This window comes from Mycobacterium sp. E3298 (assembly GCF_001666895.1).
Classification (GTDB): domain Bacteria; phylum Actinomycetota; class Actinomycetes; order Mycobacteriales; family Mycobacteriaceae; genus Mycobacterium.
On record NZ_LZJB01000060.1, the window covers coordinates 1 to 24,748 of the forward strand.

General features: G+C 69.9%; 28 protein-coding genes. 17 read left to right on the forward strand and 11 right to left on the reverse strand.

All coding sequences use genetic code 11. From position 1 onward, the window contains the following. Nucleotides 1–78 precede the first annotated feature (78 nt). Nucleotides 79–261, forward strand: a complete 183-nt coding sequence (gene rpmD / locus A9X05_RS02095; RefSeq protein ID WP_067754267.1) for a 50S ribosomal protein L30 — start codon at nt 79–81, stop codon at nt 259–261. Next, nucleotides 258–698, forward strand: a complete 441-nt coding sequence (gene rplO, locus A9X05_RS02100) for a 50S ribosomal protein L15 (RefSeq protein ID WP_067754270.1) — start codon at nt 258–260, stop codon at nt 696–698. Before rpmD ends, rplO begins: the two co-directional genes overlap by 4 nt. Here the strand turns inward: rplO and A9X05_RS02105 are convergent, their stop codons facing one another. Beyond that, the gene (locus A9X05_RS02105; protein WP_067778884.1) at nt 699–1,625 is read right to left on the reverse strand and encodes an LLM class flavin-dependent oxidoreductase; all 927 of its coding nucleotides are present in this window, start codon (nt 1,623–1,625) and stop codon (nt 699–701) included. Between the two features lie 39 nt (nt 1,626–1,664). Here A9X05_RS02105 and sppA point away from each other — a divergent pair, with 39 nt between their 5' ends. After that, nucleotides 1,665–3,437 carry a signal peptide peptidase SppA gene (sppA, locus tag A9X05_RS02110; protein ID WP_067778887.1) on the forward strand — a complete coding sequence of 591 codons (1,773 nt, stop codon included), beginning with the start codon at nt 1,665–1,667 and terminating at the stop codon, nt 3,435–3,437. Nucleotides 3,438–3,440: 3 nt separating this feature from the next. On the opposite strand, the gene A9X05_RS02115 is transcribed toward sppA, so the two are convergent. Genes A9X05_RS02115 through A9X05_RS02125 form a run of 3 tightly spaced genes read right to left on the reverse strand, consistent with a single transcriptional unit; the run spans nt 3,441 to nt 6,224 of the window. Continuing rightward, on the reverse strand, nt 3,441–4,355 hold the full coding sequence (locus A9X05_RS02115; RefSeq protein WP_067754282.1) for a class I SAM-dependent methyltransferase: 915 nt from the start codon (nt 4,353–4,355) through the stop codon (nt 3,441–3,443). A 22-nt stretch (nt 4,356–4,377) separates the two neighbouring features. Beyond that, nucleotides 4,378–5,286 carry a class I SAM-dependent methyltransferase gene (locus A9X05_RS02120; protein WP_067754286.1) on the reverse strand — a complete coding sequence of 303 codons (909 nt, stop codon included), beginning with the start codon at nt 5,284–5,286 and terminating at the stop codon, nt 4,378–4,380. Beyond that, the gene (locus A9X05_RS02125; protein WP_067778890.1) at nt 5,283–6,224 is read right to left on the reverse strand and encodes a class I SAM-dependent methyltransferase; all 942 of its coding nucleotides are present in this window, start codon (nt 6,222–6,224) and stop codon (nt 5,283–5,285) included. Before A9X05_RS02125 ends, A9X05_RS02120 begins: the two co-directional genes overlap by 4 nt. 93 nt (nt 6,225–6,317) lie before the next feature. Between A9X05_RS02125 and A9X05_RS02130 the strand changes: the two genes are divergently transcribed. Together A9X05_RS02130 and A9X05_RS02135 are read left to right on the forward strand one after the other, a co-directional pair. Beyond that, nucleotides 6,318–7,082 (forward strand): SDR family NAD(P)-dependent oxidoreductase, encoded by a 765-nt coding sequence (locus A9X05_RS02130; protein WP_156675670.1) that lies wholly within the window; start codon nt 6,318–6,320, stop codon nt 7,080–7,082. Then, nucleotides 7,079–8,311 (forward strand): zinc-binding dehydrogenase, encoded by a 1,233-nt coding sequence (locus A9X05_RS02135; RefSeq protein WP_067778896.1) that lies wholly within the window; start codon nt 7,079–7,081, stop codon nt 8,309–8,311. Before A9X05_RS02130 ends, A9X05_RS02135 begins: the two co-directional genes overlap by 4 nt. Here A9X05_RS02135 and A9X05_RS02140 read toward each other — a convergent pair. Further along, nucleotides 8,286–8,852 (reverse strand): TetR/AcrR family transcriptional regulator, encoded by a 567-nt coding sequence (locus tag A9X05_RS02140; RefSeq protein ID WP_082950146.1) that lies wholly within the window; start codon nt 8,850–8,852, stop codon nt 8,286–8,288. The two genes, A9X05_RS02135 and A9X05_RS02140, sit on opposite strands and share 26 nt — an antisense overlap. A gap of 156 nt (nt 8,853–9,008) precedes the next feature. Here A9X05_RS02140 and A9X05_RS02145 point away from each other — a divergent pair, with 156 nt between their 5' ends. Further along, nucleotides 9,009–9,860: an SDR family oxidoreductase gene (locus A9X05_RS02145; RefSeq protein ID WP_067754307.1), complete on the forward strand. Its 852-nt coding sequence runs from the start codon at nt 9,009–9,011 to the stop codon at nt 9,858–9,860. Here A9X05_RS02145 and A9X05_RS02150 read toward each other — a convergent pair. After that, nucleotides 9,839–10,483, reverse strand: coding sequence for a class I SAM-dependent methyltransferase (locus A9X05_RS02150; RefSeq protein WP_067778902.1), 645 nt, complete (start codon nt 10,481–10,483; stop codon nt 9,839–9,841). The two genes, A9X05_RS02145 and A9X05_RS02150, sit on opposite strands and share 22 nt — an antisense overlap. A 65-nt stretch (nt 10,484–10,548) precedes the next feature. On the opposite strand from A9X05_RS02150, the gene A9X05_RS02155 reads away from it, so the two are divergent. After that, nucleotides 10,549–11,406 (forward strand): AraC family transcriptional regulator, encoded by an 858-nt coding sequence (locus A9X05_RS02155; protein ID WP_067778905.1) that lies wholly within the window; start codon nt 10,549–10,551, stop codon nt 11,404–11,406. Here the strand turns inward: A9X05_RS02155 and A9X05_RS02160 are convergent. The 4 genes from A9X05_RS02160 to A9X05_RS02175 are packed head-to-tail and all read right to left on the reverse strand — an operon-like array spanning nt 11,395 to nt 14,977. Next, nucleotides 11,395–12,432: a dihydrodipicolinate reductase gene (locus A9X05_RS02160; protein ID WP_067778908.1), complete on the reverse strand. Its 1,038-nt coding sequence runs from the start codon at nt 12,430–12,432 to the stop codon at nt 11,395–11,397. The two genes, A9X05_RS02155 and A9X05_RS02160, sit on opposite strands and share 12 nt — an antisense overlap. Nucleotides 12,433–12,435: 3 nt before the next feature. Beyond that, a complete protein-coding gene (locus A9X05_RS02165; protein WP_067754318.1) occupies nt 12,436–13,347 on the reverse strand; it encodes an MBL fold metallo-hydrolase in 912 nt (303 codons plus the stop codon). Then, nucleotides 13,347–14,000 carry an L-fuculose-phosphate aldolase gene (locus A9X05_RS02170; protein WP_067778911.1) on the reverse strand — a complete coding sequence of 218 codons (654 nt, stop codon included), beginning with the start codon at nt 13,998–14,000 and terminating at the stop codon, nt 13,347–13,349. The genes A9X05_RS02165 and A9X05_RS02170 overlap by 1 nt, the downstream gene beginning before the upstream one ends. After that, nucleotides 13,997–14,977: an NAD(P)-dependent oxidoreductase gene (locus tag A9X05_RS02175; protein ID WP_067754326.1), complete on the reverse strand. Its 981-nt coding sequence runs from the start codon at nt 14,975–14,977 to the stop codon at nt 13,997–13,999. Before A9X05_RS02175 ends, A9X05_RS02170 begins: the two co-directional genes overlap by 4 nt. Before the next feature lie 30 nt (nt 14,978–15,007). Here A9X05_RS02175 and A9X05_RS02180 point away from each other — a divergent pair, with 30 nt between their 5' ends. Both A9X05_RS02180 and A9X05_RS02185 read left to right on the forward strand, forming a co-directional pair. Further along, on the forward strand, nt 15,008–16,366 hold the full coding sequence (locus A9X05_RS02180; protein WP_067778927.1) for an FGGY-family carbohydrate kinase: 1,359 nt from the start codon (nt 15,008–15,010) through the stop codon (nt 16,364–16,366). 9 nt (nt 16,367–16,375) lie between these two features. Then, nucleotides 16,376–17,041 (forward strand): GNAT family N-acetyltransferase, encoded by a 666-nt coding sequence (locus tag A9X05_RS02185; RefSeq protein WP_067754331.1) that lies wholly within the window; start codon nt 16,376–16,378, stop codon nt 17,039–17,041. Between the two features lie 18 nt (nt 17,042–17,059). Here A9X05_RS02185 and A9X05_RS02190 read toward each other — a convergent pair whose 3' ends face one another. Beyond that, nucleotides 17,060–17,965 carry a class I SAM-dependent methyltransferase gene (locus A9X05_RS02190; protein WP_067778914.1) on the reverse strand — a complete coding sequence of 302 codons (906 nt, stop codon included), beginning with the start codon at nt 17,963–17,965 and terminating at the stop codon, nt 17,060–17,062. A 231-nt stretch (nt 17,966–18,196) separates the two neighbouring features. On the opposite strand from A9X05_RS02190, the gene secY reads away from it, so the two are divergent. The 8 genes from secY to A9X05_RS02230 form a co-directional block, all read left to right on the forward strand. Beyond that, nucleotides 18,197–19,522: a preprotein translocase subunit SecY gene (gene secY / locus A9X05_RS02195; protein WP_055405236.1), complete on the forward strand. Its 1,326-nt coding sequence runs from the start codon at nt 18,197–18,199 to the stop codon at nt 19,520–19,522. Next, the gene (locus A9X05_RS02200) at nt 19,519–20,064 is read left to right on the forward strand and encodes an adenylate kinase (RefSeq protein WP_067778917.1); all 546 of its coding nucleotides are present in this window, start codon (nt 19,519–19,521) and stop codon (nt 20,062–20,064) included. The genes secY and A9X05_RS02200 overlap by 4 nt, the downstream gene beginning before the upstream one ends. 2 nt (nt 20,065–20,066) lie before the next feature. Next, nucleotides 20,067–20,867 (forward strand): type I methionyl aminopeptidase, encoded by an 801-nt coding sequence (map, locus tag A9X05_RS02205; RefSeq protein ID WP_067754341.1) that lies wholly within the window; start codon nt 20,067–20,069, stop codon nt 20,865–20,867. Between the two features lie 224 nt (nt 20,868–21,091). Then, nucleotides 21,092–21,637: a sigma-70 family RNA polymerase sigma factor gene (locus A9X05_RS02210; protein ID WP_082950148.1), complete on the forward strand. Its 546-nt coding sequence runs from the start codon at nt 21,092–21,094 to the stop codon at nt 21,635–21,637. Between the two features lie 32 nt (nt 21,638–21,669). After that, on the forward strand, nt 21,670–22,401 hold the full coding sequence (locus A9X05_RS02215; RefSeq protein WP_067778923.1) for an anti-sigma factor: 732 nt from the start codon (nt 21,670–21,672) through the stop codon (nt 22,399–22,401). 9 nt (nt 22,402–22,410) lie between these two features. Then, the gene (locus A9X05_RS02220; protein WP_067778925.1) at nt 22,411–23,613 is read left to right on the forward strand and encodes an NAD(P)/FAD-dependent oxidoreductase; all 1,203 of its coding nucleotides are present in this window, start codon (nt 22,411–22,413) and stop codon (nt 23,611–23,613) included. A gap of 17 nt (nt 23,614–23,630) precedes the next feature. Then, nucleotides 23,631–24,197: a DUF4389 domain-containing protein gene (locus tag A9X05_RS02225; RefSeq protein WP_067778934.1), complete on the forward strand. Its 567-nt coding sequence runs from the start codon at nt 23,631–23,633 to the stop codon at nt 24,195–24,197. Further along, on the forward strand, nt 24,194–24,748 hold a 555-nt coding region (locus A9X05_RS02230; protein ID WP_067778932.1), incomplete at its 3' end, for a class I SAM-dependent methyltransferase. The genes A9X05_RS02225 and A9X05_RS02230, both read left to right, overlap by 4 nt.

The window sequence follows — 24,748 nt, forward strand, 5'->3', positions numbered from 1 at the left end:
CCCGGCCGGAATGCTGAGGGCGCGACGTGAAAGTGAAGCGCTGGCCGCCAGTGCCGCGCGCGAGGGAACGGCACCGCAATGAGCCAGTTGAAGATCACCCAGGTGCGCAGCACCATCGGGGCCCGCTGGAAGCAGCGGGAGAGCCTGCGCACGCTGGGCCTGCGGCGGATCCGCCACTCGGTGATCCGTGAGGACAACCCACAGACCCGTGGCCTCATCGCGGTGGTCAATCACCTCGTTGAGGTGGAGGAGACACAGTGACCATCAAGCTGCACGACCTGAAGCCGGCGCCCGGGTCCAAGACGGCCCGCACCCGCGTCGGCCGCGGTGAGGGGTCCAAGGGCAAGACCGCCGGCCGCGGCACCAAGGGCACCAAGGCCCGCAAGAACGTGCCGGCCACCTTCGAGGGTGGGCAGATGCCGATTCACATGCGGCTGCCCAAGCTCAAGGGGTTCCGGAACCGGTTCCGCACCGAGTACGAGATCGTCAACGTCGCCGACATCAATCGGCTGTTCCCGAAGGGCGGCTCCGTCGGCGTGGACGACCTGGTGGCCAAGGGCGCGGTCCGCAAGAACGCGTTGGTCAAGGTCCTCGGCGACGGCAAGCTGACAGTCAAGGTCGACGTGACGGCGCACAAGTTCAGCGGCAGCGCCCGCGAGAAGATCACCGCCGCGGGCGGCTCGGTCACCGAGCTCTGATCAAGCCAGCCGCGGAATGACCTCCGCGGCAAGGCGTTCCATCTCTTCGCGGTTCTCGCCGACGTCGACGCCCACGGGATTGAGCAGCAGGTACTCGGCGCCCGCGTCGATCACCGCACGCAGCCCGCGCACCACGTCGTCGGGCGTGCCGGACACCGGCACGTCCTCGACGCCGGGCATCGTGCCGTAGATCCGCCTCAGGCCCGCGAGCACGCGGGTCCGGGCGCGCGCCGCGTCGTCGTCGACCATCAGGTAGACGCGCTTGCCGATGGTGAAACGCGCCGGATCCCTTTGCTGTTCGCCGAGTTCGCGGCGCACCACGGTGACGGCCCCGGCGAACGCCTCGGTGGTCGACGAACCCGCGCCCAGGAACGAGTCGCCGTGGCGCACCGCCCTGGCCAGGGCCTTGGGCGCCAGGCCGCCGAACCAGATGGGCGGGTGCGGCCGCTGCACCGGCTTGGGCTGGATCGGCACGTCGTCGACGTCGCGGAACCGGCCGTGGAACGTCACCCGGGGCTCGTCGGACCAGGCGGCCTTCATCAGCTTCAGGCCCTCGGTGAAATACGAGATGTACGTGTCCTTTTCGACGCCGAACGCGGCGAACCTGCGAAAGCCCCCGCCGGTCCCGACGCCGACGTCCAGCCGGCCGTGGCTGAGCCGGTCGACCGCCGTGACGGATGACGCCAGCTGCAGCGGATCGTGCAGCGACGTCACCAGGACGGCGACCCCCAGACGAAGGCGCTCGGTGCAGGCCGCGCAGTAGGCCAGCAGCTCGAGCGGCGCCAGCAGCGGTGCGTCGCCGATGATCTGCTCGAGGACCCAGCCGCCCTCGAACCCGAGTTCCTCGGCGCGGAGCAGGTAGGCGCGCAGCCCGTCGGCGTCGAACCGGTCGTAGTCGAGCTGGGGGATGGCGATGGCGAACCTCACCCCACCACCGTACGGGCGCGGTGTCGGTACGCTGCAGACATGTTCGCCTTCCTGCCCTCGCTTCCCGGGGTCGACGACGTCCGCGCGCTGGCCGGGCGCGTCGACACCGCCCGCCACCACGGCGTGCCCAACGGCTGCGTGCTCGAGCTCGACCTGCGCTCGGCCCCACCCGAGGCGACGGGGTTCGACCCGCTGGCGCTCTTCACCGGCGGCAGGCCGATGGCGCTGCGCGACGCGATCGCCGCCATCCATCGCGCGGCCGAGGACCCGCGGGTCGCCGGGCTGATCGCCCGCGTGCAACTGGCCGCGTCGCCGCCGGCGGCCGTGCAGGAGCTGCGCGAGGCCATCGCCGCCTTCACCGCCGCCAAGCCGTCACTGGCCTGGGCCGAGACCTATCCGGGCACGCTGTCCTACTACCTGGCCTCGGCGTTCGGCGAGGTGTGGATGCAGCCCTCGGGAAGCGTCGGGCTGATCGGCTTCGCCAGCAACGCCACCTTCCTGCGCGACGCGTTCGACAAGGCGGGCATCGAACCCCAATTCGTCGCGCGCGGCCAATACAAGTCGGCGGCAAACCGTTTCACCGAACACGGCTTCACGACGGCTCACCGCGAGGCCGTCACCCGGATGCTGGAAAGCCTGCAGGAGCAGGCGTGGCGGGCGATCGCCGAATCGCGCAAGCTCGACCCGGGCGCCCTCGACACGCTGGCCGACCGCGCCCCGCTGTTGCGGGACGACGCCGTCGCGGCCGGTTTGCTCGACCGGATCGGATTCCGCGATGAGGCCTACGCGCGCATCGCCGAACTGGTTGGGGTGAAGGACGTTTCGGACGAGACCGCCCCGCCGCGGCTGTTCCTGTCGCGCTACGCGGGCGCGGCCCGCCCCCGGCTGGCCGCACCCAAGCCGCCGGTGCCCGGTCGCCGGCCCAAGCCGACCCTGGCCGTCGTCACGCTCGACGGCATGATCGTCGACGGCCGCGGCGGGCCCCAGTTCCTGCCGCTGGGCACCGCGACCGCGGGCGGCGACACCATCGGAGCGGCGCTGCGGGAGGCCGGCGCCGACGACTCCGTGTCCGCGATCGTGCTGCGGGTGAACAGTCCCGGCGGCACGATCACCGCCTCGGAGAGCATCTGGCGCGAGGTGACCCAGGCCCGCAAGCGCGGCAAGCCGGTGGTGGCTTCGATGGGCGCGGTCGCCGCGTCCGGCGGCTATTACGTCTCGATGGGGGCCGACGCGATCGTCGCCAACCCCGCGACGGTCACCGGCTCGATCGGTGTCATCACCGGCAAGTTGGTGATCCGCGACCTGTTGGACCGGTTGGGCGTCGGGTCGGACACGGTGCGCACCAACGCCAATGCCGACGCGTGGTCGATCGACGCGCCGTTCACGCCCGAACAGCAGGCACACCGGGAGGCCGAGGCGGACCTGTTCTACGCGGACTTCGTGCAGCGGGTCGCCGAGGCGCGCAACCTGACCGCCGAAGCCGTCGATCGCGTTGCGCAGGGCCGCATCTGGACCGGCGCTGACGCCCTCGAGCGGGGCCTGGTCGACGAGCTCGGCGGTTTCCGCACCGCGGTGCGCCGGGCCAAGATCCTGGCCGGATTGGACGCGGACACCGATGTCCGCGTGGTGAGCTATCCGAGCTCGTCGCTGCTGGACATGGTGCGACCCCGGGCCTCGTCGCAACCGGCCGCCGCTTCGCTGCCGGCTGCGCTGGCCGCGCTGCTCGGCCGCACCGTCAGCGGCATCGTGGACAACGTCGAACAGGCGCTGAGCGGCGCCAGCGTGCTGTGGCCGGGGCCGTCGCGGTTCTAGCGGCTAGCCGGTGAGGCCGCCGCTGATGAAGATGATCTCGCCGAGCGGGTCGTCGTTTTGCGGTGGCGGCACCTCGATGCCCTGGCGGTGGAACAGTTCCGTCCGGGTGGTGCCCTCGACGTCCCACCGCTTGGACCGCAGGTAGTCCAGGACGTGGTTGCGTTCGCCGGCGTAGACCAGCGACGCCATGTCGATGTCCACGCCGTGGTCGCGGAAGGAACCGGACATCTCCCGCACCCTGTCGGCATCGAAATCGATGATTCCGGGCACGAATTCGGTGGCGATGGTGCTGCCGGGCACGCTGAGCGCCGTGATGTTGTCGAACAACCGGTCCTGGGCCTCGGGCGGCAGGTAGATCAGCAGACCCTCGGCCAGCCACGCCGTCGGCGCGGTCGGGTCGAATCCGGACGCCTTCAGCGCCGCCGGCCAGTCCGCGCGCAGGTCGATCGGCACGGTGCGCCGCGTCGCGGTCGGTTCGGCGCCGATGCCGGCCAATGTGCCCGTCTTGAATTCGATGACCCGGGGCTGGTCGATCTCGTAGACCACCGTGCCATCGGGCCACGGCAGCCGGTAGGCGCGCGCATCCAACCCCGATGCGAGGATGACCACCTGCCGGACCCCCGCGGCGGTGGCGTTCATGAAGTAGTCGTCGAAATACTTGGTGCGCACCGCCATTCCGTCGACCATCGCCTGCATGCGCACCTGCGAGGTGTTCTCGATCGCGTCGAGGTCGAGCTCGCCGTCCATCATCTTGGTGAAGAAGTCGACCCCCACCGCGCGCACCAGCGGTTCGGCGAACGGGTCGTGGATCAGGCCGCGGGGATCCTTGGTGGCCATGGCGCGCCCGGCGGCCACCATGGTCGCGGTCGCGCCCACACTGGACGCCAGATCCCACTCGTCGTCGTGAGCGCGTGACATAGGCGCAACCCTAGCCAACCCGCTACGCGAGCGTCGCGGCGACGTAGCTCAACTCGCCGAAGGTGGCCGCCATCTCGTCCGCGGGGAAGTCGAACCCGTTCTGGGCGTAGAGCTCTCGCGCCGGATGGGTCGTCACCCGCCAGCCGTGTGTGCTGAGGTAGTCGACGACGACGTTGCGCTCGCCGCGGTAGAACAGGTCGGCCGCGTTGAGGTTGAGACCGAGACGCTGCCACCGTTCGCTGATGCGCTGCAATCGCTCCTCGGAGAACACGTTCGGGTCCGGCACGTGTTCGGTCGCCAGCCGGCTGCCCGGCGCGCTGAGCGCGGTCACGTTGTCGAACAACCGGTCCTGGGCCTCGGGCGGCAGGTAGGGGAGCAGCCCCTCGGCACTCCACGCGGTCGGTTGGGCCACGTCGAAGCCGCCGTCGCGCAACGCGGCCGGCCAGTCGTCGCGCAGGTCGATGGCGATCGTGCGGCGCTCGGCGGTCGGGGCGGCGCCGAGGCCGGCCAGCGTGTCGGTCTTGAACGCGATGACCTGCGGCTGGTCGATCTCGTAGACGACGGTGCCCGCCGGCCACCGCAACCGGTAGGCGCGCGTGTCCAGGCCGGACGCCAGGATGACCGCTTGTCGCACACCGTCTTTGGTGGCGCCGGTGAAGAAGTCGTCGAAGAACCGGGTGCGAACCGTGATCTGCTCGGCCCGCGACTTGCGGTTGAACAGCGGGTCGTCCTCGAAGTCGACGTGCCCGTCGACGATGCGGATGAAGGGCTCCAGGCCGACGGCGCGGACCAGTGGCTCGGCCAGCGGATCGTCGAGCAGCGCGTTGGGTCCCTGCGAGGCCACCGCGCGCGATGCCGCCACCATGGTGGCCGTCGCGCCCACGCTGGACGCGGGTCCCCAGCTGTCGCCGTCGCTACGTCCCTGGCTCATCGCGTGCCGCTCACGTAGAGCATCTCGCCCATGCGCATGTCGTCGTCCTCGAGTGGCGGAAGGCCGTTGGCCGCGAACAACTCCCGGATGCTGACCTTGTTCAGCCGCCACCCGTGGTCGGCGAGGTAGGGCGCCGCTTCGTTACGGTCCCCGAAGTAGACGAGCCCCGCCATGTCCAGGTCGAAACCGTGCGCACGCCAGCGTTCCGAGATGTGCTGCATGCGTTCCTTCATCTTGTCCTCGTCCCCGGGCTCCCGGTTGGGCGCGCTTTCGACGGCCACGCGGCTGCCCGGCGCGCTGAGGTCGGTGATGGTGTCCAGCAGGCGATCCTGCGCCTCCGGCGGCAGGTAGCCGAGCAGGCCCTCGGCGCTCCACGCGGTCGGCTGGGCGGGGTCGAATCCGGCGGCCCGCAACGCGGCGGGCCAGTCGTCGCGCAGGTCGACGGCGACCACCCGGCGGTCGGCGGTGGGCGCGGCGCCCAGTTCGGCCAGGGTGCGCGACTTGAAGTCGATCACCTGTGGCTGGTCGACCTCGTAGACGACGGTCCCGGCCGGCCAGTCCAGCCGGTAGGCGCGGGCGTCCAGGCCGGAGGCCAGGATCACGGCCTGCTTGATGCCCGCCCGCGTCGCGTCGAGGAAGAACTCGTCGAAGAACTTGGTGCGCACCGCCATGTTGTCCGCCATGCGGGACATCGCGCCGGCCGAACCGGTCGCGCCGTCGTGCGCGTCGTTCAGCTCGTCCGGGTTCACCTCGCCGGTCGCCAGCCGGGTGAGCAGGTCCACGCCGACGGCCCGGACCAGCGGCTCGGCGAACTGGTCGTTGATCAGCGGACGGTCGGCGCGGGTCGCCACGGCGCGGGCGGCGGCGACCATCGTCGCGGTCACCCCGACGCTGGACGCCAGGTCCCAGGTGTCGCCCTCGTACCGCGTAGAAGTCATGTCTGCCCCAATTCAGAAGTAGTTAAGCTAATATTTAGCCAATATAACAAGCTTCTACCACTGTACGCTTCCCGCGATTCGCGGCAACCTGGACTGATGGCTGATCGGGTACTCATCACGGGTGCGTCGTCCGGGCTGGGCGCGGCCCTGGCCCGCCGGTTGGCGGCCGGGAGGGCGGTGGTGGGGCTGGTCGCGCGCCGCCGCGACCGGCTGGGCGAGGTGCTGGCCGACTGCCGGCGCACGTCGCCGACGTCGGCGATGTGGGTGGCCGACCTGGCCGACACCGCCGCGCTGGATGGCCTGGCCGCACGTGCCTGGGACGAGCTCGGTGGCGTCGACGTGCTGATCAACAACGCCGCCGTCCCGAAGCGCCGCCCGGTCACCGCGCTGACCCCCGGCGAGGTGGAAGACGTGATGCGGGTCAACTTCTTCGCACCGATGCGGCTGACGCTGGCCCTGCTGCCGCGCATGGTGGCCCGTGGATCCGGCCTGATCGTCAATGTGTCGAGCGTCGGCGGCCGGCTCGGCATCATTCACGAGTCCGCCTATTGCGCAAGCAAATTCGCGCTCTGCGGCTGGAGCGAGGCGATGGCCGTGGACCTGTACGGCTCCGGCGTCTCGGTGAAGCTGATCGAGCCGGGTCCCGTCGACACCGAGATCTGGGACCACCCCGGCAGTGAGGAACCCCTGTACCAAGGGCCCAAGGTGCCCGCCGACGAGGTGGCCGACGGCATCATCGCGGCGCTGGACGGCGACGGCTTCGAACACTATGTGCCGGACATGAAGGCGGTCGTCGACGCCAAGAACGCCGACCTGGACGCGTTCATCGCGGGCGCGGCGGGGATGGCTCCCCGATGAGGGCGCTGGTGTATGGCGTGCCGCCGGAGCCGTTCGAGGTGCCCGACGGGGCCAACACGCTCACCGCAAATTTGGGCTGCACCCCGACCGCGCTGCGCGACGTGCCGGAACCGCAACTGCCGCATGATGATTGGGTGCTCACCCGGCCACGGCTGACCGGCATCTGCGGCTCGGACTCCAAGCAGATCCTGATGGATTTCGGCGAGGGCGACGCCGACAACGCGATGTCGTCCTTCTGTTCCTTCCCACAGGTCATGGGCCACGAGGTGGTCGCCGACGTGGTGGCGCTGGGCCCGAACGCCCGTGGAGTGGAAGTGGGGCAGCGGGTGGTGCTCAACCCGTGGCTGTCCTGCGGGCCCCGCGGCATCTCCCCGCCCTGTCCGGCCTGCGAGGACGGCGACTACAGCCTGTGCTGGAGCTTCACCGACGGCGACATCAAGCCCGGCATTCACACCGGGGTCTCGGCCGACGTGACCGGCGGCTACGCCGAGCTGATGCCGGCCCACGACAGCATGCTGTTCGGCGTGCCGGATTCCATCCCCGACGAGGCGGCCGTGTTCGCCGATCCGCTTTCGGTGTCCCTGCATGCGATCACCCGCCACCCGCCGCCGGGATCGGGCCGCGTCCTGGTGTACGGCGCCGGCTCGCTGGGGCTGTGCGCGGTAGCCATCCTGCGGGCGCTCTACCCGGGCGTGGCCGTCGCGGTGGTGGCGCGGTTCGAGGCTCAGAAGGAACTGGCCCGACGGTTCGGGGCCGCCCTGGTGCTGGATCACGAGCCGCGCCAGGCCGTCATCGAGGAGGTGGTCGCGTGGGGCGGTGGCCGTCTGCGGCGGCCGCTGCTGGGTCTGCCGATGGCGCATCCCGGGGCCGTGGACGTCGTCTACGACACCATCGGTAAGCCGGAGACCTTCGAGGTGGGCGTGCGGGTGCTCCGCTCCCGCGGGACGCTGGTGAAGGCCGGCGTGAACGCGCCGGGCCGCTGGGAGTGGAGTCCGTTGTATTTCAAGGAGATCGCCCTGGTGGGCTCCAACGCCTTCGGCGTCGAGGAGGTCGAGGGCCGGCGCAAGCACGCCATCGCGCACTACCTCGACCTGGCCGCCGGCGGCCGAATCGACCTGCGCCCCATGCTGACACACACCTTTCGGCTCGATCAATGGCGCGACGCGTTCCTGGCGATCGCCAACCAGGCCGACAGCGGCGCCGTCAAGGTCGCGTTCGACCTGCGCTAGTCCGGATGTCGCGCACCCCGTTGATCGCGATGTCGATGGCGCGTTCGACCGCGACGCGCAGCTGTTGGCCGTCGTCACCCCCCTGTAGGCACACCAGCGCAGCGGCGATCGCCGCCCCCATGACCGAGCCGATGACGGCCGCGGCGGCCGTCGGGTCGAGCGTGTCGGGATAGGCGCCCTGCAGCGCTCCGGCGAGTTGGGTCTCGGCGAGGAAGTAGCGATGCAGCGTGGCCGCTTGGACGGCGGGCACCGACATGATCATCGGCAGCCGGACTCCGGCCAGGCCACCCTCGACCTCCTCGGTGAGGGCGTCGGCCAGCATGTGTTGCATTGCGGCCACGAGCACCTCGGCCATCGGGGCATCCGGTCCGCGCCGCTCGATCAGCGCAACCGCGGCGTCGATCCGCCGCGCCAGGTGCGGGAAAAGGACTTCGTCCTTGCTCGTGAAGTAGTTGAAGAAGGTCTTGGTGGAAACGCCTGCGGCCGCGGCGATCTCGGCCACCGTCGTCCGTTCGTAGCCCTTCGCCTCGAACAGGCGCATGGCCGCGATGATCAGTTCCCGCCTGGTCCGCTGCCGCTTGCGTTCCCGCAGGCTTGTCCCGTCGGCCGTGATCGATCCTTTCCAATTATTACATTAAATGTAAGCTTATACCAGATGTAATTTTTCTGGCGTGGGCGCACCGGAGAGGACTGGGTCATGCAGCGGTTCGAGGGCGCGGTGGCGATCGTCACCGGCGGCGGGATGGGTTTGGGCGAGGCGCTGAGTGAGGAGCTCGGGCGTCGCGGTGCCACGGTCGTGGTCGCCGATGTCGACGGCGACGCCGCCCGTCAGGTGGCGGGGCGCCTCGAGCAAAGCGGGGCGGACGCAGCCGCCGTGCGGGTGGACATGGCCGACGAAACCGAGGTGGCCAAGCTGGTCGACGGCGCAGTGGCCGAATACGGACGCGTCGACTACATGATCAACAACGCCGGCATCGCGATCGGCGGGGATTCGCGCGACCTCTCGATGCAGCAGTGGCGCCGCGTGCTCGACGTCGACTTGCTCGGCGTGGTCTACGGGACGATGCACGCGTATCAGGTCATGGCGCGCCAGGGCCACGGCCACATCGTGAACATTTCATCGCTCAGTGGGCTGGTTCCGCAGCCGGGCAACGTTCCCTACTGCACCAGCAAGCATGGGATCGTGGGACTTTCGCTTTCGCTGCGCGCCGAGGGAGCGGACCTCGGCGTGCGGGTCAGTGCGGCATGCCCGGGCGACATGAAGACGAAAATCTACGACAACATGGTCGTGGTCAACATGCCGCGCGAGCGGGTGGCGACGCTGAGCCGGCGCACTCATTACCTGATGCCCCAGATGAGCGCGCCGGCCGCGGCCCGCGCGATACTGCGTGGTGTGGACCGCAACCGGCCGCTGATCGTGTTTCCCGCTGCGGTTCAGGTCATTTGGCACTTGTACCGCCGGTTCCCGGGCCTGTTCTATCGAATCAATGTCCACCGCATGAGGGTGTTTCGCAGCCTTCGGATTGATCAGGGGCGCGTGGCGCGGTAGTAGTTCAATTGCCCCAGGACGCGGTGGGGCGTCGACGCGAGCTCGGCGCACTCGAACCCCGCGGCGCTCAGCAGTCGGGGGATCGCGTCGCCGAGGTTGCCGGCCGCGTGCGGGTTGCGCCTGATGAGCCGCGCCAGCGGGCCGTGGTCGGCGGACGCGTCGCCGCCGATGTCGACCAGGTGCAGCCGGCCGCCCGGGCGCAGGACCCGGAAGATCTCCTGCGCGGCAGTGGCTTTCGCGTCGGCGCTGACATGGTGCAGCATCATCGACGACAACACCCGGTCGAACTCGCCGTCGGTGTAGGGCAGCCGCTCGGCGTAGCTCTGTTCGAAGCGGATGTCGTTTGATTTGCGCCGCGCCCGGTCCAGTGCCCTCGGGTCCGGGTCACATCCCGTCACGTCGACGGCGGGGTGGGCGCGTTTGACGCGGGTGGTGAGATTACCGGTGCCGCAGCCGATTTCCAGTACACGCTGGCCGTCGGCGAGTTCGGCCTGCGCGATCAGGGTGTTGTAGACCTTCGGCATTCCCAACAGCCGGGCGAACAGGTCGTAGCAGGGCAGCAGCGCGTCGTGTCCGGCGGCCGGGAGGTAGTCATGTGGATGATGTTTCGTCATACACTTCATGATGAGACGCTGATTCACAGGCAAGGTGGCCGATCTTTGGCAAAACTAGGACGATATTTCGCACCATGACCCAACCCGCCCGGATGATTCGGCACCGCAGGGGCGTGCCGATCTACGAGTATCGGACCGGTCCGGACACGCCTCCGGTGTCGGTGCTACGGGCCGGGCGGGAAGACTTGCCCGAGCAACGCCGCCACATTCACGAATTCCCGGCGCTCTGGTACACCCCCGATTCGGGCGTCGTGTATGTACTGGCGGCCGGCGCCGTGATCGACCCCGCCCAGGTTGTGGGCCTTATCGATGTCGGGGTCGGGGTGTTCTTCGATCCCGCGGCGCTTGGCGAGGCCGGGCGATCGCCATGGCCGGCGTGGCGGGCGCATCCGCTGCTGTTCCCGTTCCTGCACGGCAGATCCGGAGGACTGCTGCGGCTGGAGGTCCCCGCCGACCGCCGGTCGGCGTGGGAGGGCGCCATCGCGTCGATCGAAACCGAATTGAATACGCGCCGAGAGGGTTACCAGCAGGCGTCGCTGGCGCATCTCACGCTGCTGCTGATCGACCTCTCCCGGTTGGCGGTCGACGTGGTCGGCGACCTGCGACGCAGCGGCGAGCCACTGCTGGCCGAGGTCTTCGAGGTGATCGACCGTCGCCTCGCCGAGCCGTTGTCGCTGCGCGACGTGGCGGGCGAACTCGGCATCACGGCGGGACACCTGACCACAGTGGTGCGTCGCCGCACAGGACGCACGGTGCAGGAGTGGATCATCGAGCGCCGGATGGCCGAGGCCCGGACGTTGCTGGCCGAAACGGACCTGCCGATCGCGGAGGTCGCGGGGCGGGTCGGGATCGGCGACCCCGGCTACTTCAGCCGGCTGTTCGGCCGTACGCATGGCGTCGCGCCGCGCGTGTGGCGCGGTTCAAACCGTTAGCGCCCCTTTAGATCCCGTGATCGGCAGGTCGGTCGGCGTGATGACGCCTGGCCCCGCGTCGCACAGGAACGGGATGGCGTTGACCGCGGCCACGGCGGTGCTGTCCATCAGCACCGTCATCGCGTCCTGCCCGGCCTCGCCGAACCGGATCGTCGCGTCGACGCGCGGTTTGCCCTCGATCACCACGCTGAACCCCTCGGGGTCGCTCCACTGCGGGTCGAGCGCGTCGTTGCTCATCGTCCAGCAGATGGCAAGCTCGACCACCGGCCGGCCCCCGAGCAGGCCGCGATAGGTGCGGCGCTGCCCCCCGATGGTGCCGGCGGCGAAGTCCACCCACCCCAGCTCCAGATCGCGGGTCAGCACCGCCGGTTCGACGAACGCCTCCTTGGCGTCGAGTTGCACACCGAGCATGGCGGCGATCATGTCCAGCGTCTCGAAGTAACCGAGGCCGTATCGCTGCGTCGCCGGGTCGATGTGCGTCACCGGCTCCCGCGGTGTCTTGCCGAATCCCAGCACTTTCCATACGTCCCACACGGGATACGTTGTGCAGTCCAGCGTTTCGACGAGCGTGACTTTGTCGACCCGCCGGCACGCGCCGGTGAGGAAGCCGGCGACGACGTTGATGAAGCCCGGCTCGAACCCGGTCCCGAGGAAGGTCGCACCGCCCCGCTGCGCCGCCTCTTCGAGCGCCGGGAGCTCCACCGGGTGATGGGTGCCGGTCAGGAAGTCGCCCGTGGTGACGACGTTGATGCCGGCGCGCAGCATCCTGAGCACCAGGTCGTAGTCGATGGCTCGCGGCATGTAGCACACGCAGTCGGGGCGAAGCCCGATCAGCGCGTCGGCGTCGTCGGTGGCGGCGACGCCGACCGTGGCCTGCCCGGCCAGCTCGCCCGCGTCGCGGCCCACCTTGTCCGGCCCGAAGGCGTGGACGCCGACCACGTCGAAGTCGTCGCGGTCCAGCAGGACGCCGAGCGCGCGCTTGCCGATGTTGCCGGTCGACCACTGGACCACTCGGTACGGCGCCATGCCTCACACCGTATCGATGTCGAGCCAGCGGTCGATGTCGAACTGATCGTCGACGGCGCGGATCGTGGCGCCGCCGTGGCCGGGGTAGTGCGCGGGGATCACGGCGGCATTCGCTCCGACCGCCTCGGTGAAGATCCGCCTGCGGGTCACCGCGGCGGCGGGCGCGTCGATGTCGAAGGCGCAGGCGTCGGCGGGCCGGCGGAGTTGCAGTGGGCTGTGGGTGAGGTCGCCGACGAACACGGCCGGCTGGCCGGCGTCCAGCCACAGCACCGAGGAGCCCGGCGTGTGTCCGGGGGCGGGCCGCAGCCGCAGCGACGGGCTGATCTCGTAGTCGTCGGACCATTGGACGAGCTGGCCTTCGATGGGTGCGACGCTGTCCGCGAACACGAGCTGGTCGCCGCGCTGCTGGGCCGCCTCCTCCTCGCTGCGCGGCGTGCGCGCTGCCGCGGGGCCGTCGGGTGCGAAGTGGCGGTAGTCGGCGGCCGGGACGACGTAGCGGGCGTTCGGGAAGGTCGGGACCCACGCGCCGTCCTCGAGCATCGTGTTCCACCCGACGTGGTCGGAGTGGATGTGGGTGTTGACCACCACGTCCACCGCGGCGCGGTCGACGCCCGCGGACCGCAGGGCGCCCAGGAATCCGGTGTTCAGGTGGTCCAGGGGCGGCATGTGCGGGCGCGAGCGGTCGTTGCCGACGCCGGTGTCCACCACGACGGTCAGCCCGTCGACCTCGATCACCCAACTCTGGATCGCGATGTGCCACTGGTCGGTCGACGGGTCGAAGAAGTCGGGCTCCAGCAGGTCGGCGTTGTCCCGCCAGCCCGACGGCGGCGTGTGCGGGAAAAACTGCGCCCCCAAGTCGAATCGGAGTTCGAGTACCCGCGCCACGCTCGCGCGGCCGAACCGGACCGGGCGCATCAGGCGTTCGCGCGCAGGTAGCCGTAGACGGCGGCGAAGTTGCGGTTGACGTCTTCGGGGATGGGCACCGGGCCACCGAGGGCCCTTGCGCCCCAAACGATTTGGGCGGTCCGCTCGACCAGGGCGGTGATGTGCAGCACCTTGTCCGGGCGCGGCCCCACCGCCACCAGGCCGTGGTTGGCGATCAATGCGGCGCCCCGGCCGTCGAGCGCCTTGACGGCGTTGGCGCCGACGTCCGGCGTGCCCGACGCGGCGTACTCGGCACAGCGGACGTCCCCGCCGCAGTACACCGCGAACTCGTCGATGCAGGCCGGAATCGCCTGGTGCGCAATGGCGAACATGGTCGCCCACACCGGGTGGCTGTGGATCACACTGCCGATGTCGTCGAACGCGTGGTAACAGGCCAGGTGCAGCTGCAGCTCCGAGGACGGCGACCGGCCCTCGGCCGCCTGCAGCACGGCGCCGTCCGCGTCTATCAGCACGAGGTCGTCGAGCTGCATGTCGCGGTAGTCGACCGACGACGGCGTGATGACGATGTTGCCGTCGGAGCGTCGCGCGGAGATGTTGCCCGCGGTTCCCTCGACCAGGCCCCTGCGCAGCATGTCCTTGGCCGCGTCCAGCACCGCCGTTTCGGGGTTGTCTACGGATCTCATGGGCCGAGCACCTCCGGGTTGACGACGTGGGCGGGCGTCATGCCGGCCAGCAGCGCCTCGAGGTCGTCGGCCACCATCTGCGCCTGCCGAGCCTCAGTGTTCCACGTGGCGCCGCCGATGTGGGGCGTCAGGACGACGTTGGGCATGCCGACCAGCGGGTGATCGGATGCCAGCCACTCGCCGACGAAGTGGTCCAGGCCGGCGGCGGACACCTTGCCGCCGCGCAGCGCGTCGACGAGTGCGTCGGTGTCGTGCAGCTGGGCGCGGGCGGTGTTGAGGAAGACCACGCCGTCGCGCATGGCGGCGAACTGCTCGGCGCCGATCATGCCGACGGTGTCGTCGGTGACGGGGGCGTGCATGGAGACGACGTCGGCCTCGGCGAGCAGTTCGTCCAGGCCGTGCCGGGCCTCGTCGTTGTACGGGTCGTGGGCGATGACCCGCAGGCCCAGGCCGGACAGCCGCCACGCGGTGGCGCGGCCGACGGCGCCGAGGCCCACCAGCCCGGCGGTGCGCCCGGCGACCTCCCAGCCGCGGAACCGCTGATAGGGGATGGTTCCGTCGCGAAAGATGTTGCCGCTGCGGACATCCGAGTCCGCGGGCAGCAGCCCGCGGGTGACGGCCAGCAGCAGCGCCACTGTCATCTCGGCGACCGCGTCGGCGTTGCGGCCCGGGGTGTTCAGCACCGGGATCCCGGCCGCGGTGGCGCCGGCGATGTCGACGTTGTTGGGGTCGCCGCGGGTGGAGGCGATCGCCCGCAGGCCCAGGCCGAAGACCGGGCCGGCCACCGAGTCGCTTTCCACCACAACGACATCGGCGGCCTCGGCGGTGATGCGCTCGGCGAGTTGTTCGGCGCTGTAGATCCGCAGCGGTGTCTGCTCGATCCAGGGGTCGTAGACGACGTCGGCGAGTTCGCGGAGCTTGGCGAAACCCGGCCCGCGCAGCGGGGCGGTCACCAGGGCGCGCGGTCTTGACGTCACGAACCCCAATGCTGGCGTACGGTGACGCCCGTGTCACGTGAAGGCGTCACAATCGGCATCGACGTCGGCAGCACCGCGGTCAAGGCGGTCGCCGCGGACGCCGACGGCCGGGTGACGGCGCGGGCGCGGATCCCGCACCAATTGCGGGTGCCGACGCCCGGCCGGCTGGAGCACGACGCGGGCGAGGCGTGGCGGCGGGGACCGGTGGTGGCGCTCGACCAGCTGGACCGTCCGGACGCGAGGGCGGTCGCCGTGTCGGCGATGGTGCCGTCACTGACGGCCGTCGACGCCGAGGGTGCGCCGATGACGCCCGGGCTGCTCTACGGCGACGAACGCGGCCGGGTTCCGGAACAGGACGCGCAGCCGCTGCCCGCGCTGGGCGAGGCCGCCGAGTTCCTGCGCTGGACCGCCGGCGAGGCGCGCGGCGCGGCCGGGTACTGGCCGGCGCCCGCGGTGGCCAATTACGCGCTGGCGGGCGAGGCGGTGATCGACTTCGCCACCGCCGCCACCGCTTACCCGCTGTTCGACGGGACCGGCTGGAATCCCGAGGCGTGCGCCGAACGGGGCGCCCGGCCCGACCAGATGCCCCGGGTGGAGAGCATGGGCGCCGCCGTCGGGCGGGTGCGGGGCGGCGGCGCCGCGCTGGGGATCGGCGCGATCGACGCGTTGTGCGAACAGATCGTGGCGGGCGCCGACCGCGACGGCGACGTGCTGGTGCTGTGCGGCACCACGTTGATCGTGTGGACCACCATCGCAGAGCCCCGGCAGGTGCCCGGACTGTGGACCATTCCCCACACGGCCGCGGGCAAGAACCAGATCGGCGGGGCCAGCAATGCCGGCGGGCTGTTCCTCGGTTGGGTGGACCGCGTCGTCGCACCCGCCGACCCGGCCGCGGCGCTGCCCGGGCGGGTGCCGGTGTGGTCGCCCTACATCCGCGGGGAGCGCACCCCGTTCCACGACCCGGATCGCCGGGCCGTGCTCGAAGCCCTCGACCTCACCCACGACGCCGCCGCGCTGCGCCGGGCCGCCTACGAGGCGTCCGGCTTCGTGGTCCGCCAGCTCATCGAGCTCGGCGGGGCGCCGGCGGCGCGGATCGTCGCCACGGGCGGCGGCACCCGGGTCGGGCCGTGGATGCAGGCCATCGCCGACGCCACCGGGCGGCCGGTCGAGGTGTCCGCGGTTCCCGAGGGGGCGGCGCTGGGCGCGGCCTTCCTCGCGCGGATCGCGGCGGGCCTGGAAACCTCGATCGCCGACGCCGCGCGCTGGGCCCGCACCGAGCGCGTCGTCGAACCCGACCCCGCCTGGGCGGCCCCGGTGCAGGACCGCTACCGACGGTTCCTGGAGCTGGGAAACCGGCGATGTAGCGCGCTTCCCCCACCGGCGTTCTAGGCTGGTGCAATGACCGACCACGACCGCAAAGCCGCCCGTCGCGAGATCGCCGATGCTCTGCTGAAAGCCCTTGAACGGCGGCACGAGATCGCCGATGTCGTCGTGGAGTCCGAGAACAAGGCGGCCGCGGTCGAGGCGATCGTCCGGCTGCTCGACACCTCCCACGTGGCCGCCGAAGCGGTGATGGGAATGTCGTTCGACCAGCTCACCATCGACTCGCGCCGCAAGATCCTGACCGAACTCGAGGACCTGAACAAGCAGCTGAGCTTCACCCTCGGCGAGCGGCCGGCCAGCTCCGGGGAGACCCTGGAACTGCGGCCCTTTTCCGCCGATAAGGACCGCGACATCTTCGCCGCCCGCACCGAGGACATGGGCGCGGCGGGCGACGGTTCCGGTGGGCCGGCCGGCAACCTCGACGACGAGATCAGCGCGGCGCTCGGACGGCTCGACGACGAGGAGGCCGCCTGGTTCGTGGCCGTCGACTCCGGCGAGAAGGTCGGAATGGTGTTCGGCGAGTTGCTCGGCGGCGAGGTGAACGTGCGGATCTGGATTCACCCCGAACACCGCAAGAAGGGCTACGGCACCGCCGCGCTGCGCAAGTCGCGCACCGAGATGGCGTGGTGCTTCCCCGCCGTGCCGATGGTGGTGCGTGCCCCGGCCGCCAGGCCCAGCTAGCGGGTCGCCGCCACCGGGTTAACTCAGCGCCGCGGAGACGGTGACGATGTTGCGCAGCTGCGACGTGTCGTCGTCGGGGAAGACCAGACCGTAGTCGGCGAAATACTCGCGGCGCTCGCGTGTGCTGACCTGCCAGCCGTGGCCTGACAAGTACTCGACGACGTTGCTGCGCTCGCCCTCGAAGAACAGCCCGGACAGGTCGATGTCGCAGCCCAGGTTCGCCCACCGCTCGTTGAACTGATTGGCGCGTTCGGTCATCGTCCGGCCCGAATCGCCGTGGAATTCGGTCGCCAGCTTGCTGCCGGGGGCGCTGAGCTCGGTGATGTTGTCGAAGAGCCGGTCCTGGGCCTCGGGCGGCAGGTACATCAGCAGCCCCTCGGCGCTCCACGACGTGGGCTGTGCCGGGTCGAAACCGCTGCGCCGCAACGCTTCCGGCCAGTCGTCGCGCAGGTCGACGCTGACGGTCCGGCGTTCCGCGGTGGGAGTGGCGCCCAGCTCGGCCATGGTGGCGGTCTTGAATTCGACCACCTTGGGCTGGTCCACCTCGTACACCACGCTGCCGGGCGGCCAGCTCAACCGGTACGCGCGCGCGTCGAGGCCGGCCGCGAGGATCACCGACTGGCGGATGCCGTCGCGGGCGCCGTTGAGAAAGAAGTCGTCGAAGAAGCGGGTGCGCACGGCCATCGAATCGGTTTCCAGCTGCAAGTTTCGTTCGCCGTCTTGGACGTCCCCCGGGGCCAACTCACCGTCGACCAGGCGGCGAAAGAACTCCAGCCCGACGGCTCGCACCAGGGGCGCCGCGAACGGGTCGTCGATGATCGGGTCGGTGCCCTCGCTGGCCAGCGCGCGGGCCGCGGCGACCATGGTGGCCGTGGCACCGACGCTGGAGGCCAAGTCCCAGCTGTCTTGGTCAGTGCGTGTCATGGTGCTCCTATTTATTTAGCAAATGCAACGAGCCAACTGAACTCTACCTCCGGTGGCTTACGGCTTCCTGTGCATTTATGGGCGGTCGCCGACGGCCGTGGACGGCGTCACCCAATCCAGCTGTTAGTCTCGTACACGGTTTTACGCGCTTTAGATAAAGCGGCCGTACGTCCTGGCCTGCGGGTGTTGGGCGCGGAATGCAGGAGACCCCCCGGCTGCGCAGGAGGAAGAGTGCTTTCGGCTTTCATCTCATCGCTGCGGACAGTCGACCTGAGACGGAAGATCCTCTTCACGCTGGGCATCGTCGTTCTCTATCGGCTGGGCGCCGCTTTGCCGTCCCCGGGCGTCAATTTCCCGAACGTCCAGCAGTGCATCAAGGAGGCCAGCGGTGGCGCGGCCGGCCAGATCTATTCGCTGATCAACCTGTTCTCCGGCGGTGCGCTGCTGAAACTGACGGTGTTCGCGGTGGGGGTGATGCCCTACATCACCGCCAGCATCATCGTGCAGCTGCTCACGGTGGTCATCCCGCGGTTCGAGGAACTGCGCAAGGAGGGCCAGTCCGGCCAGGCCAAGATGACGCAGTACACCCGCTACCTGGCGATCGCGCTGGCCATCCTGCAGGCGACCAGCATCGTGGCGCTGGCGGCCAACGGCGGGCTGCTGCAGGGTTGCTCGCTGGACATCATTGCCGACCAGAGCATCTTCACGCTGGTCGTCATCGTGATGGTGATGACGGCCGGCGCGGCGCTGGTGATGTGGATGGGTGAGCTGATCACCGAGCGCGGCATCGGCAACGGCATGTCGCTGCTGATCTTCGTGGGCATCGCGGCGCGCATCCCGTCCGAGGGCAAGACCATCCTGGACAGCCGCGGCGGGGCGATCTTCGCCGCCGTCTGCGTCGCCGCCCTGGTCATCATCGTCGGCGTGGTGTTCGTCGAGCAGGGCCAGCGCCGGATCCCCGTGCAATACGCCAAGCGCATGGTGGGCCGGCGCATGTACGGCGGAACGTCGACCTACCTGCCACTGAAGGTCAACCAGGCCGGCGTCATCCCGGTGATCTTCGCGTCGTCGCTCATCTACATCCCGCACCTGATCACGCAGTTGATCCGCAGCGGCAGCGGCGGCGTGGGCAACAGCTGGTGGGACAAGTTCGTCGGCAGTTACCTGTCCGATCCGAGCGACCCGATCTACATCAGCATCTACTTCGGGCTGATCATCTTCTTCACGTACTTCTACGTGTCGATCACGTTCAACCCCGACGAACGTGCCGACGAGATGAAGAAGTTCGGCGGCTTCATTCCCGGCATTCGCCCGGGCAAGCCCACCGCCGATTACCTGCGCTATGTGCTGAGCCGGATCACCCTGCCGGGCTCGATCTACCTCGGCGCGATCTCGGTGCTGCCCAACTTGTTCCTGCAGATAGGCAATGGCGGAGCGGTTCAGAATTTGCCGTTCGGCGGTACCGCGGTTTTGATCATGATTGGTGTCGGTTTGGATACGGTCAAGCAGATCGAAAGCCAGCTGATGCAGCGCAACTATGAAGGGTTCCTGAAGTGAGAGTCGTTTTGCTCGGGCCGCCGGGGGCGGGCAAGGGAACGCAGGCCCAGAAGCTCTCCGAAAAGCTCGGGATCCCGCACATTTCCACCGGTGAGCTCTTCCGCAGCAACATCGAGAACGGGACCAAGCTCGGCCTGGAGGCCAAGCGCTACCTGGACGCCGGTGATCTGGTGCCCTCCGAGCTGACCAACCAGCTCGTTGACGACCGCCTCAGCGATTCCGACGCTGGCGGCGGCTTCGTCCTGGACGGGTATCCCCGGTCGACGGAGCAGGCCAAGGCGCTGCACCGGATGCTCGAACGCCGGGGCGCTGACATCGACGCGGTGCTCGAGTTCCGCGTCTCGGAGGACGAGCTGCTGGAACGGCTCAAGGCCCGCGGCCGCGCGGACGACACCGACGACGTCATCCTGAACCGGATGAAGGTCTACCGCGACGAGACCGCGCCGCTGCTGGAGTACTACCGCGACGAACTCAAGACGGTCGACGCCGTCGGCACCATGGACGAGGTGTTCGCCCGCGCCCTGCAAGCGCTGGGCAAGTAATCGTGCGCCCGCTGGCCCGGCTGCGGAGTCGCAAGATCGTGCCGCAGCGCACCCCCGACGAACTCGACGCGATGGCGGCGGCGGGGGCGGTGGTCGCGGCGGCGCTGCAGGCGGTGCGGGGGGCCGCGGTTCCCGGCGTGTCGACCCTGGGCCTCGACCAGATCGCCGAGTCGGTGATCCGGGAGGCGGGCGCGATCCCCTCGTTCCTCGGCTATCACGGTTACCCCGCCTCGATCTGCGCCTCGGTGAACGAGCGGGTGGTGCACGGGATCCCGTCGGCCGGAGAGATTTTGGCGCCGGGTGACCTGGTGTCCATCGACTGCGGCGCGGTGCTGGACGGCTGGCACGGCGACGCCGCGATCACATTCGGCGTCGGGACCCTCGACGCGGCCGACCAGGCGCTCTGCGACGCGACCAGGGAATCGCTGGAGGCCGGGATCGCGGCGATGGTGCCCGGCAACCGGCTGACCGATGTCTCGCACGCCATCGAAACGGGCACGCGCGCGGCCGAGGGCCGGCACGGGCTCGCGTTCGGCATCGTGGAGGGCTACGGCGGCCACGGCATCGGCCGGCACATGCACATGGACCCGTTCCTGCCCAATGAGGGCTCGCCGGGGCGCGGCCCGCTGCTGGCGCCGGGGTCGGTGTTGGCGATCGAACCGATGCTGACGCTGGGGACGGGCAAGACCGTGGTGCTCGACGACGAGTGGACCGTCACCACCTCCGACGGCTCCCGTGCGGCACACTGGGAACACACCGTGGCCGTCACCGACGCCGGTCCGCGCATCCTGACGCTGGCCTAAACCGGCGGGTCGGCGGGTCGCGATCGCAAGCGCGGCGGAGCCGGGCGCGGCGGGTCGCGCCGTTTGAACCGGGTCGCGATCGCAAGCGCGGCGGAGCCGGGCGCGGCGGGTCGCGGCGATTGAACCGGGTCGCGATCGCAAGCGCGGCGGAGCCGGGGTGCGGCGGGTCGCGGCGATTGAACCGAGCCGCCATTCGACTCGTTTCAGTAGTCGGAGGTGATGGAGTGGCTCGTGTGGCAGGCACTCGTGGGGCGTCGGAAGCTGCCGAAGCCGCCCTGATGAAGGCGCTCTACGACGAGCACGCAGCGGTTTTGTGGCGTTACGCGCTCCGGTTGACCGGCGACGCGAGCATGTCCGAGGACGTGGTCCAGGAGACGTTGTTGCGAGCCTGGCAGCACCCGGAGGTCGTCGGGGACACCGAGCGCTCGGCGCGGGCGTGGCTGTTCACGGTCGCGCGCAACATGATCATCGACGACCGGCGCAGCGCCCGTTTCCGCAACATCGTCGCCTCGACCGACGAGGCCGGCGCACCCGAGCGGTCGACGCCCGACGAGGTGAACGCCGCGCTGGACAAGCTGCTGATCGCCGACGCGATGGCGCAGCTGTCCGTGGAGCACCGGGCCGTGATCGAGCGGTCCTACTACCGCGGATGGACGACCGCACAGATTGCTGCGGACCTCGGCATTGCCGAGGGAACGGTGAAGTCGCGATTACACTACGCCGTGCGGGCGTTGCGGCTCACTCTGCAGGAACTTGGAGTCACCCGCTGAGGGGCTCCGAAAGCTTGAAGGGTGAAGAGGAAATGGATGACATGAAGGCGCCGCTACGGGGGATCGGCCCGCCCGACGACCCTTACGTGATGTGGGACGCCGCATACGTGTTGGGCTCGTTGTCGGCCGCCGAGCGTCGCGAATTCGAGGCGCACCTGGCGCACTGCCGGGCCTGCCGGGAGGCCGTCGCCGACCTGAGCGGTGTGCCGGCCCTGCTCTCGCAGCTGAGCCGCGAGGAAGTCGCCGCGATGAACGACCCGGCGCAATCGTTGGCGGCGACACCGGAGATGTCGCCGGAGCTGTTGACGTCGTTGCTGGCCAAGGTGAGCTGGCGCCGGCGTCGCACGCGCATCGTGACGTGGGTTGCCTCGTCGGCCGCGGCCGTGGTGCTGGCGATCGGTGTGTTCGTCGGCGTGCAGGGCTATTCGTCGACCTCGTCGCAGCAGGTGGCCGCCTCCGCGGAGCCGATGGCGCAGGTGGGCACGACGCTGCTGACCTCCTCGGTGGAGCTGTCCAGCCAGCACTGGGGCACAGCGATCAACCTGCGGTGTGTGTGCCTGGCGCCGTTGAACGCGCACCACGACACGCTGGCGATGGTCGTGGTGGGTCGCGACGGCAGCCAGACGCGGCTGGCGACCTGGGTGGCCGTGCCGGGGCACACCGCGACGCCCGCGGGCAGCATCTCGACGCCGGTCGACCAGATCGCCGCCGTGCAGGTGGTCGCCGCCGACAGCGGCCAAGTCCTGCTGCAGCGCTCGATGTAAGGCCCTGACGTGTCTGGCCACGGGCGCTCCCTTCGGGTGCTGGTGGTGGGCGCCGGTGTGGGCGGCATCTCGGTGGCCCGGGGATTGCTGCGGGACGGGCACGACGTCACGGTCTTCGAGCGGCGGCCCGAGCTCCGGGCGCCCGGCGGTGCGGTGACGATCTGGTCCAACGGCGATACGGTGCTCCGTCAGCTGGGCGTCGACATGGACGGGGCCGGTCAGCTGCTGTCCACCGTGCGGGCCGTGACGTCCACGGGCCGCCCGCTGGCCACGCTGGACGTGACCGCGTTGGCCGACCGGCTGGGCGGACCCGTCCGGATGGTTCCGCGCCGGGTGCTGCTGGAGCGGTTGCTGGACGGCTTTCCGGCCGACCGCGTCCGCTGCGACTGCCGGGCGGTGGCGTTGGCCGGCACGCACGGCGGCGTCCGGGTCGAGTTCGGCGACGGCGGCTCGGTCGAGGGTGACGTGGTGATCGGCGCCGACGGCCTGCACTCGATGGTCCGCGACGCCGTCGGCGGCCGGGCGGCCAAGCCCACCGGCTGGTGCAGTTGGCAGGGGCTGATCAGCCTCGCGGAGATCCCGGACAGGGACACCGCGCTCATGGTCGTCGGCGAGCGGGGGAACCTGGGCCTGTGGCCGGCCGGGGGTTCCGACGTGCAGTGGTGGTTCGACCTGCCGTGGTCGCACGAGTTCGTGCGGCCGCACCGTCCGATCGAGACGATCCGTTCCCATTTCACCGGGTGGTCCGACGCCGTCGATCGGGTGTTGGCGGCGCTGACCGACGACGACCTTGCGCCCTCGCCGTACCCGCATTTCCGGCATCCGATGCCGCCCGCGGGGCGCGGCCCGATCACGTTGCTCGGCGACGCCGCGCACACGATGCCGCCGACCTTGGCGCAGGGGACCAACCAGGCCCTGCTCGACACCATGGTGCTGTGCAAGGCCCTCTCGGATCGGGCGACCGGCGCGGGCGTATCGAGTGCGCTGCGCAGGTATGAGAGGACCCGGCGGCGCAGGGTGATGGCCGTGTCGCGGGTCGCATCGCTGCCGGTATCGCACGGTGAGATCGTGTTGCGGCCGGCCGCGCTGATCCCGGACCGGCTGCAGGCCCGCGCGCTTACGATGTTTCTGTTGTGGACGAGCCACCGCCGGATTTCCGCGGAAATCGACCGGGAGATGGGGGCGGCGACGACCAGCCGATCCAGCTCATGAACGACGAATCCGTCAGGGTGCGAGGCGATTTCGACGCCCCGTCACGCTGGCTTTGGCTGGTGAAGTGGTGCGTGCTGGCGGTGCCGCACTACCCGATCCTGATCGGGCTGTACCTGATCTACCCGCTGTCGACAATCGTCGCGGGCGTCGCCATCCTGTTCACCGGGCGGTACCCGCGGCCGATCTTCGACTTCAACGTCGGCGTGCTGCGCTGGTCGTGGCGGGTGATGAATTTCCGGTTCCCGATGAACAGCACGGACAGGTACCCGCCGTTCACGCTCTCGTCGCGGCCGGACTATCCGGGCGATCTGCAGGTCGACTATCCGGAGCGGCTGAAGAACTGGGCCGTGCTGGTGAAATGGCTGCTGGCCATCCCGCAGGTCCTGCTCTGCTGGTCGATGGAGCCGCTGCTGCAGCTGCTGTGCGTGGTCACCGCGGTGACGCTGTTGTGCACCGGGACCATCCCGGGGGGCATGTCCGATCTCTTGCTGGGCATCGTCCGCTGGCGGTATCGGGTGGCCGTGTACGTTTCCCTGATGCGCGACGAATACCCGCCGTTCCGGATGGACCTGGGCGGCCGGTGACTCGTCGTAATCCGTTGTTCCCCTATGTATATCGGTTCGGCCAGCCGGTCTTCGACCGGTTGTTCTATCACCGGTACCGGCGCGCGGCGCTGAGCAACGCGACCGGCCGGCTGTTGATGCTCGGCCTCGGGCCGGGAACCGACCTGAGGTTCCTGCCCGCGGCGGTGACGTCGGTCGCCGCCGTGGAGCCGGAGGCGCCGTTCCGGCGGATGGCGTCCCGGCTCGCCGGTCGCCACGGCGTCGCCGTCGACATCGTGGAGGGGACCGGTGAGTCGATCCCCTTCCCGGACAACAGCTTCGACTCGGTGCACATCGGTCTGGTGTTGTGCTCGGTCGACGACGTGGCCGCCACGCTGGGTGAGATCCGCCGCGTGCTCACCCCCGGCGGAAGGCTCGTCGTCCTCGAGCATGTGCGGGGGGACGGCACGACCGGCCGCTTCCAGGACCTGGTCGCGAAGCCGTGGTCGTGGCTGGCCGCCGGATGCGAGCCGAACCGGCGGACCCTGGATTCCATCGCCGCGGCCGGGTTCGACACCACCGCGCTGCACACC

Excerpts from the sequence above, each read along its gene's own strand:
- sppA (WP_067778887.1), top strand. The coding sequence starts at position 1,665 with ATGTTCGCCTTCCTGCCCTCGCTTCCCGGGGTCGACGACGTCCGCGCG.
- A9X05_RS02185 (WP_067754331.1), top strand. The coding sequence starts at position 16,376 with ATGACCGACCACGACCGCAAAGCCGCCCGTCGCGAGATCGCCGATGCT.
- A9X05_RS02190 (WP_067778914.1), bottom strand. The coding sequence starts at position 17,965 with ATGACACGCACTGACCAAGACAGCTGGGACTTGGCCTCCAGCGTCGGT.
- A9X05_RS02150 (WP_067778902.1), bottom strand. The coding sequence starts at position 10,483 with ATGAAGTGTATGACGAAACATCATCCACATGACTACCTCCCGGCCGCC.
- A9X05_RS02145 (WP_067754307.1), top strand. The coding sequence starts at position 9,009 with ATGCAGCGGTTCGAGGGCGCGGTGGCGATCGTCACCGGCGGCGGGATG.
- A9X05_RS02135 (WP_067778896.1), top strand. The coding sequence starts at position 7,079 with ATGAGGGCGCTGGTGTATGGCGTGCCGCCGGAGCCGTTCGAGGTGCCC.
- A9X05_RS02115 (WP_067754282.1), bottom strand. The coding sequence starts at position 4,355 with ATGTCACGCGCTCACGACGACGAGTGGGATCTGGCGTCCAGTGTGGGC.
- A9X05_RS02215 (WP_067778923.1), top strand. The coding sequence starts at position 21,670 with ATGGATGACATGAAGGCGCCGCTACGGGGGATCGGCCCGCCCGACGAC.
- A9X05_RS02120 (WP_067754286.1), bottom strand. The coding sequence starts at position 5,286 with ATGAGCCAGGGACGTAGCGACGGCGACAGCTGGGGACCCGCGTCCAGC.
- A9X05_RS02140 (WP_082950146.1), bottom strand. The coding sequence starts at position 8,852 with ATGCGCCTGTTCGAGGCGAAGGGCTACGAACGGACGACGGTGGCCGAG.
- A9X05_RS02125 (WP_067778890.1), bottom strand. The coding sequence starts at position 6,224 with ATGACTTCTACGCGGTACGAGGGCGACACCTGGGACCTGGCGTCCAGC.
- A9X05_RS02155 (WP_067778905.1), top strand. The coding sequence starts at position 10,549 with ATGACCCAACCCGCCCGGATGATTCGGCACCGCAGGGGCGTGCCGATC.
- A9X05_RS02160 (WP_067778908.1), bottom strand. The coding sequence starts at position 12,432 with ATGGCGCCGTACCGAGTGGTCCAGTGGTCGACCGGCAACATCGGCAAG.
- A9X05_RS02170 (WP_067778911.1), bottom strand. The coding sequence starts at position 14,000 with ATGAGATCCGTAGACAACCCCGAAACGGCGGTGCTGGACGCGGCCAAG.
- rpmD (WP_067754267.1), top strand. The coding sequence starts at position 79 with ATGAGCCAGTTGAAGATCACCCAGGTGCGCAGCACCATCGGGGCCCGC.
- A9X05_RS02165 (WP_067754318.1), bottom strand. The coding sequence starts at position 13,347 with ATGCGCCCGGTCCGGTTCGGCCGCGCGAGCGTGGCGCGGGTACTCGAA.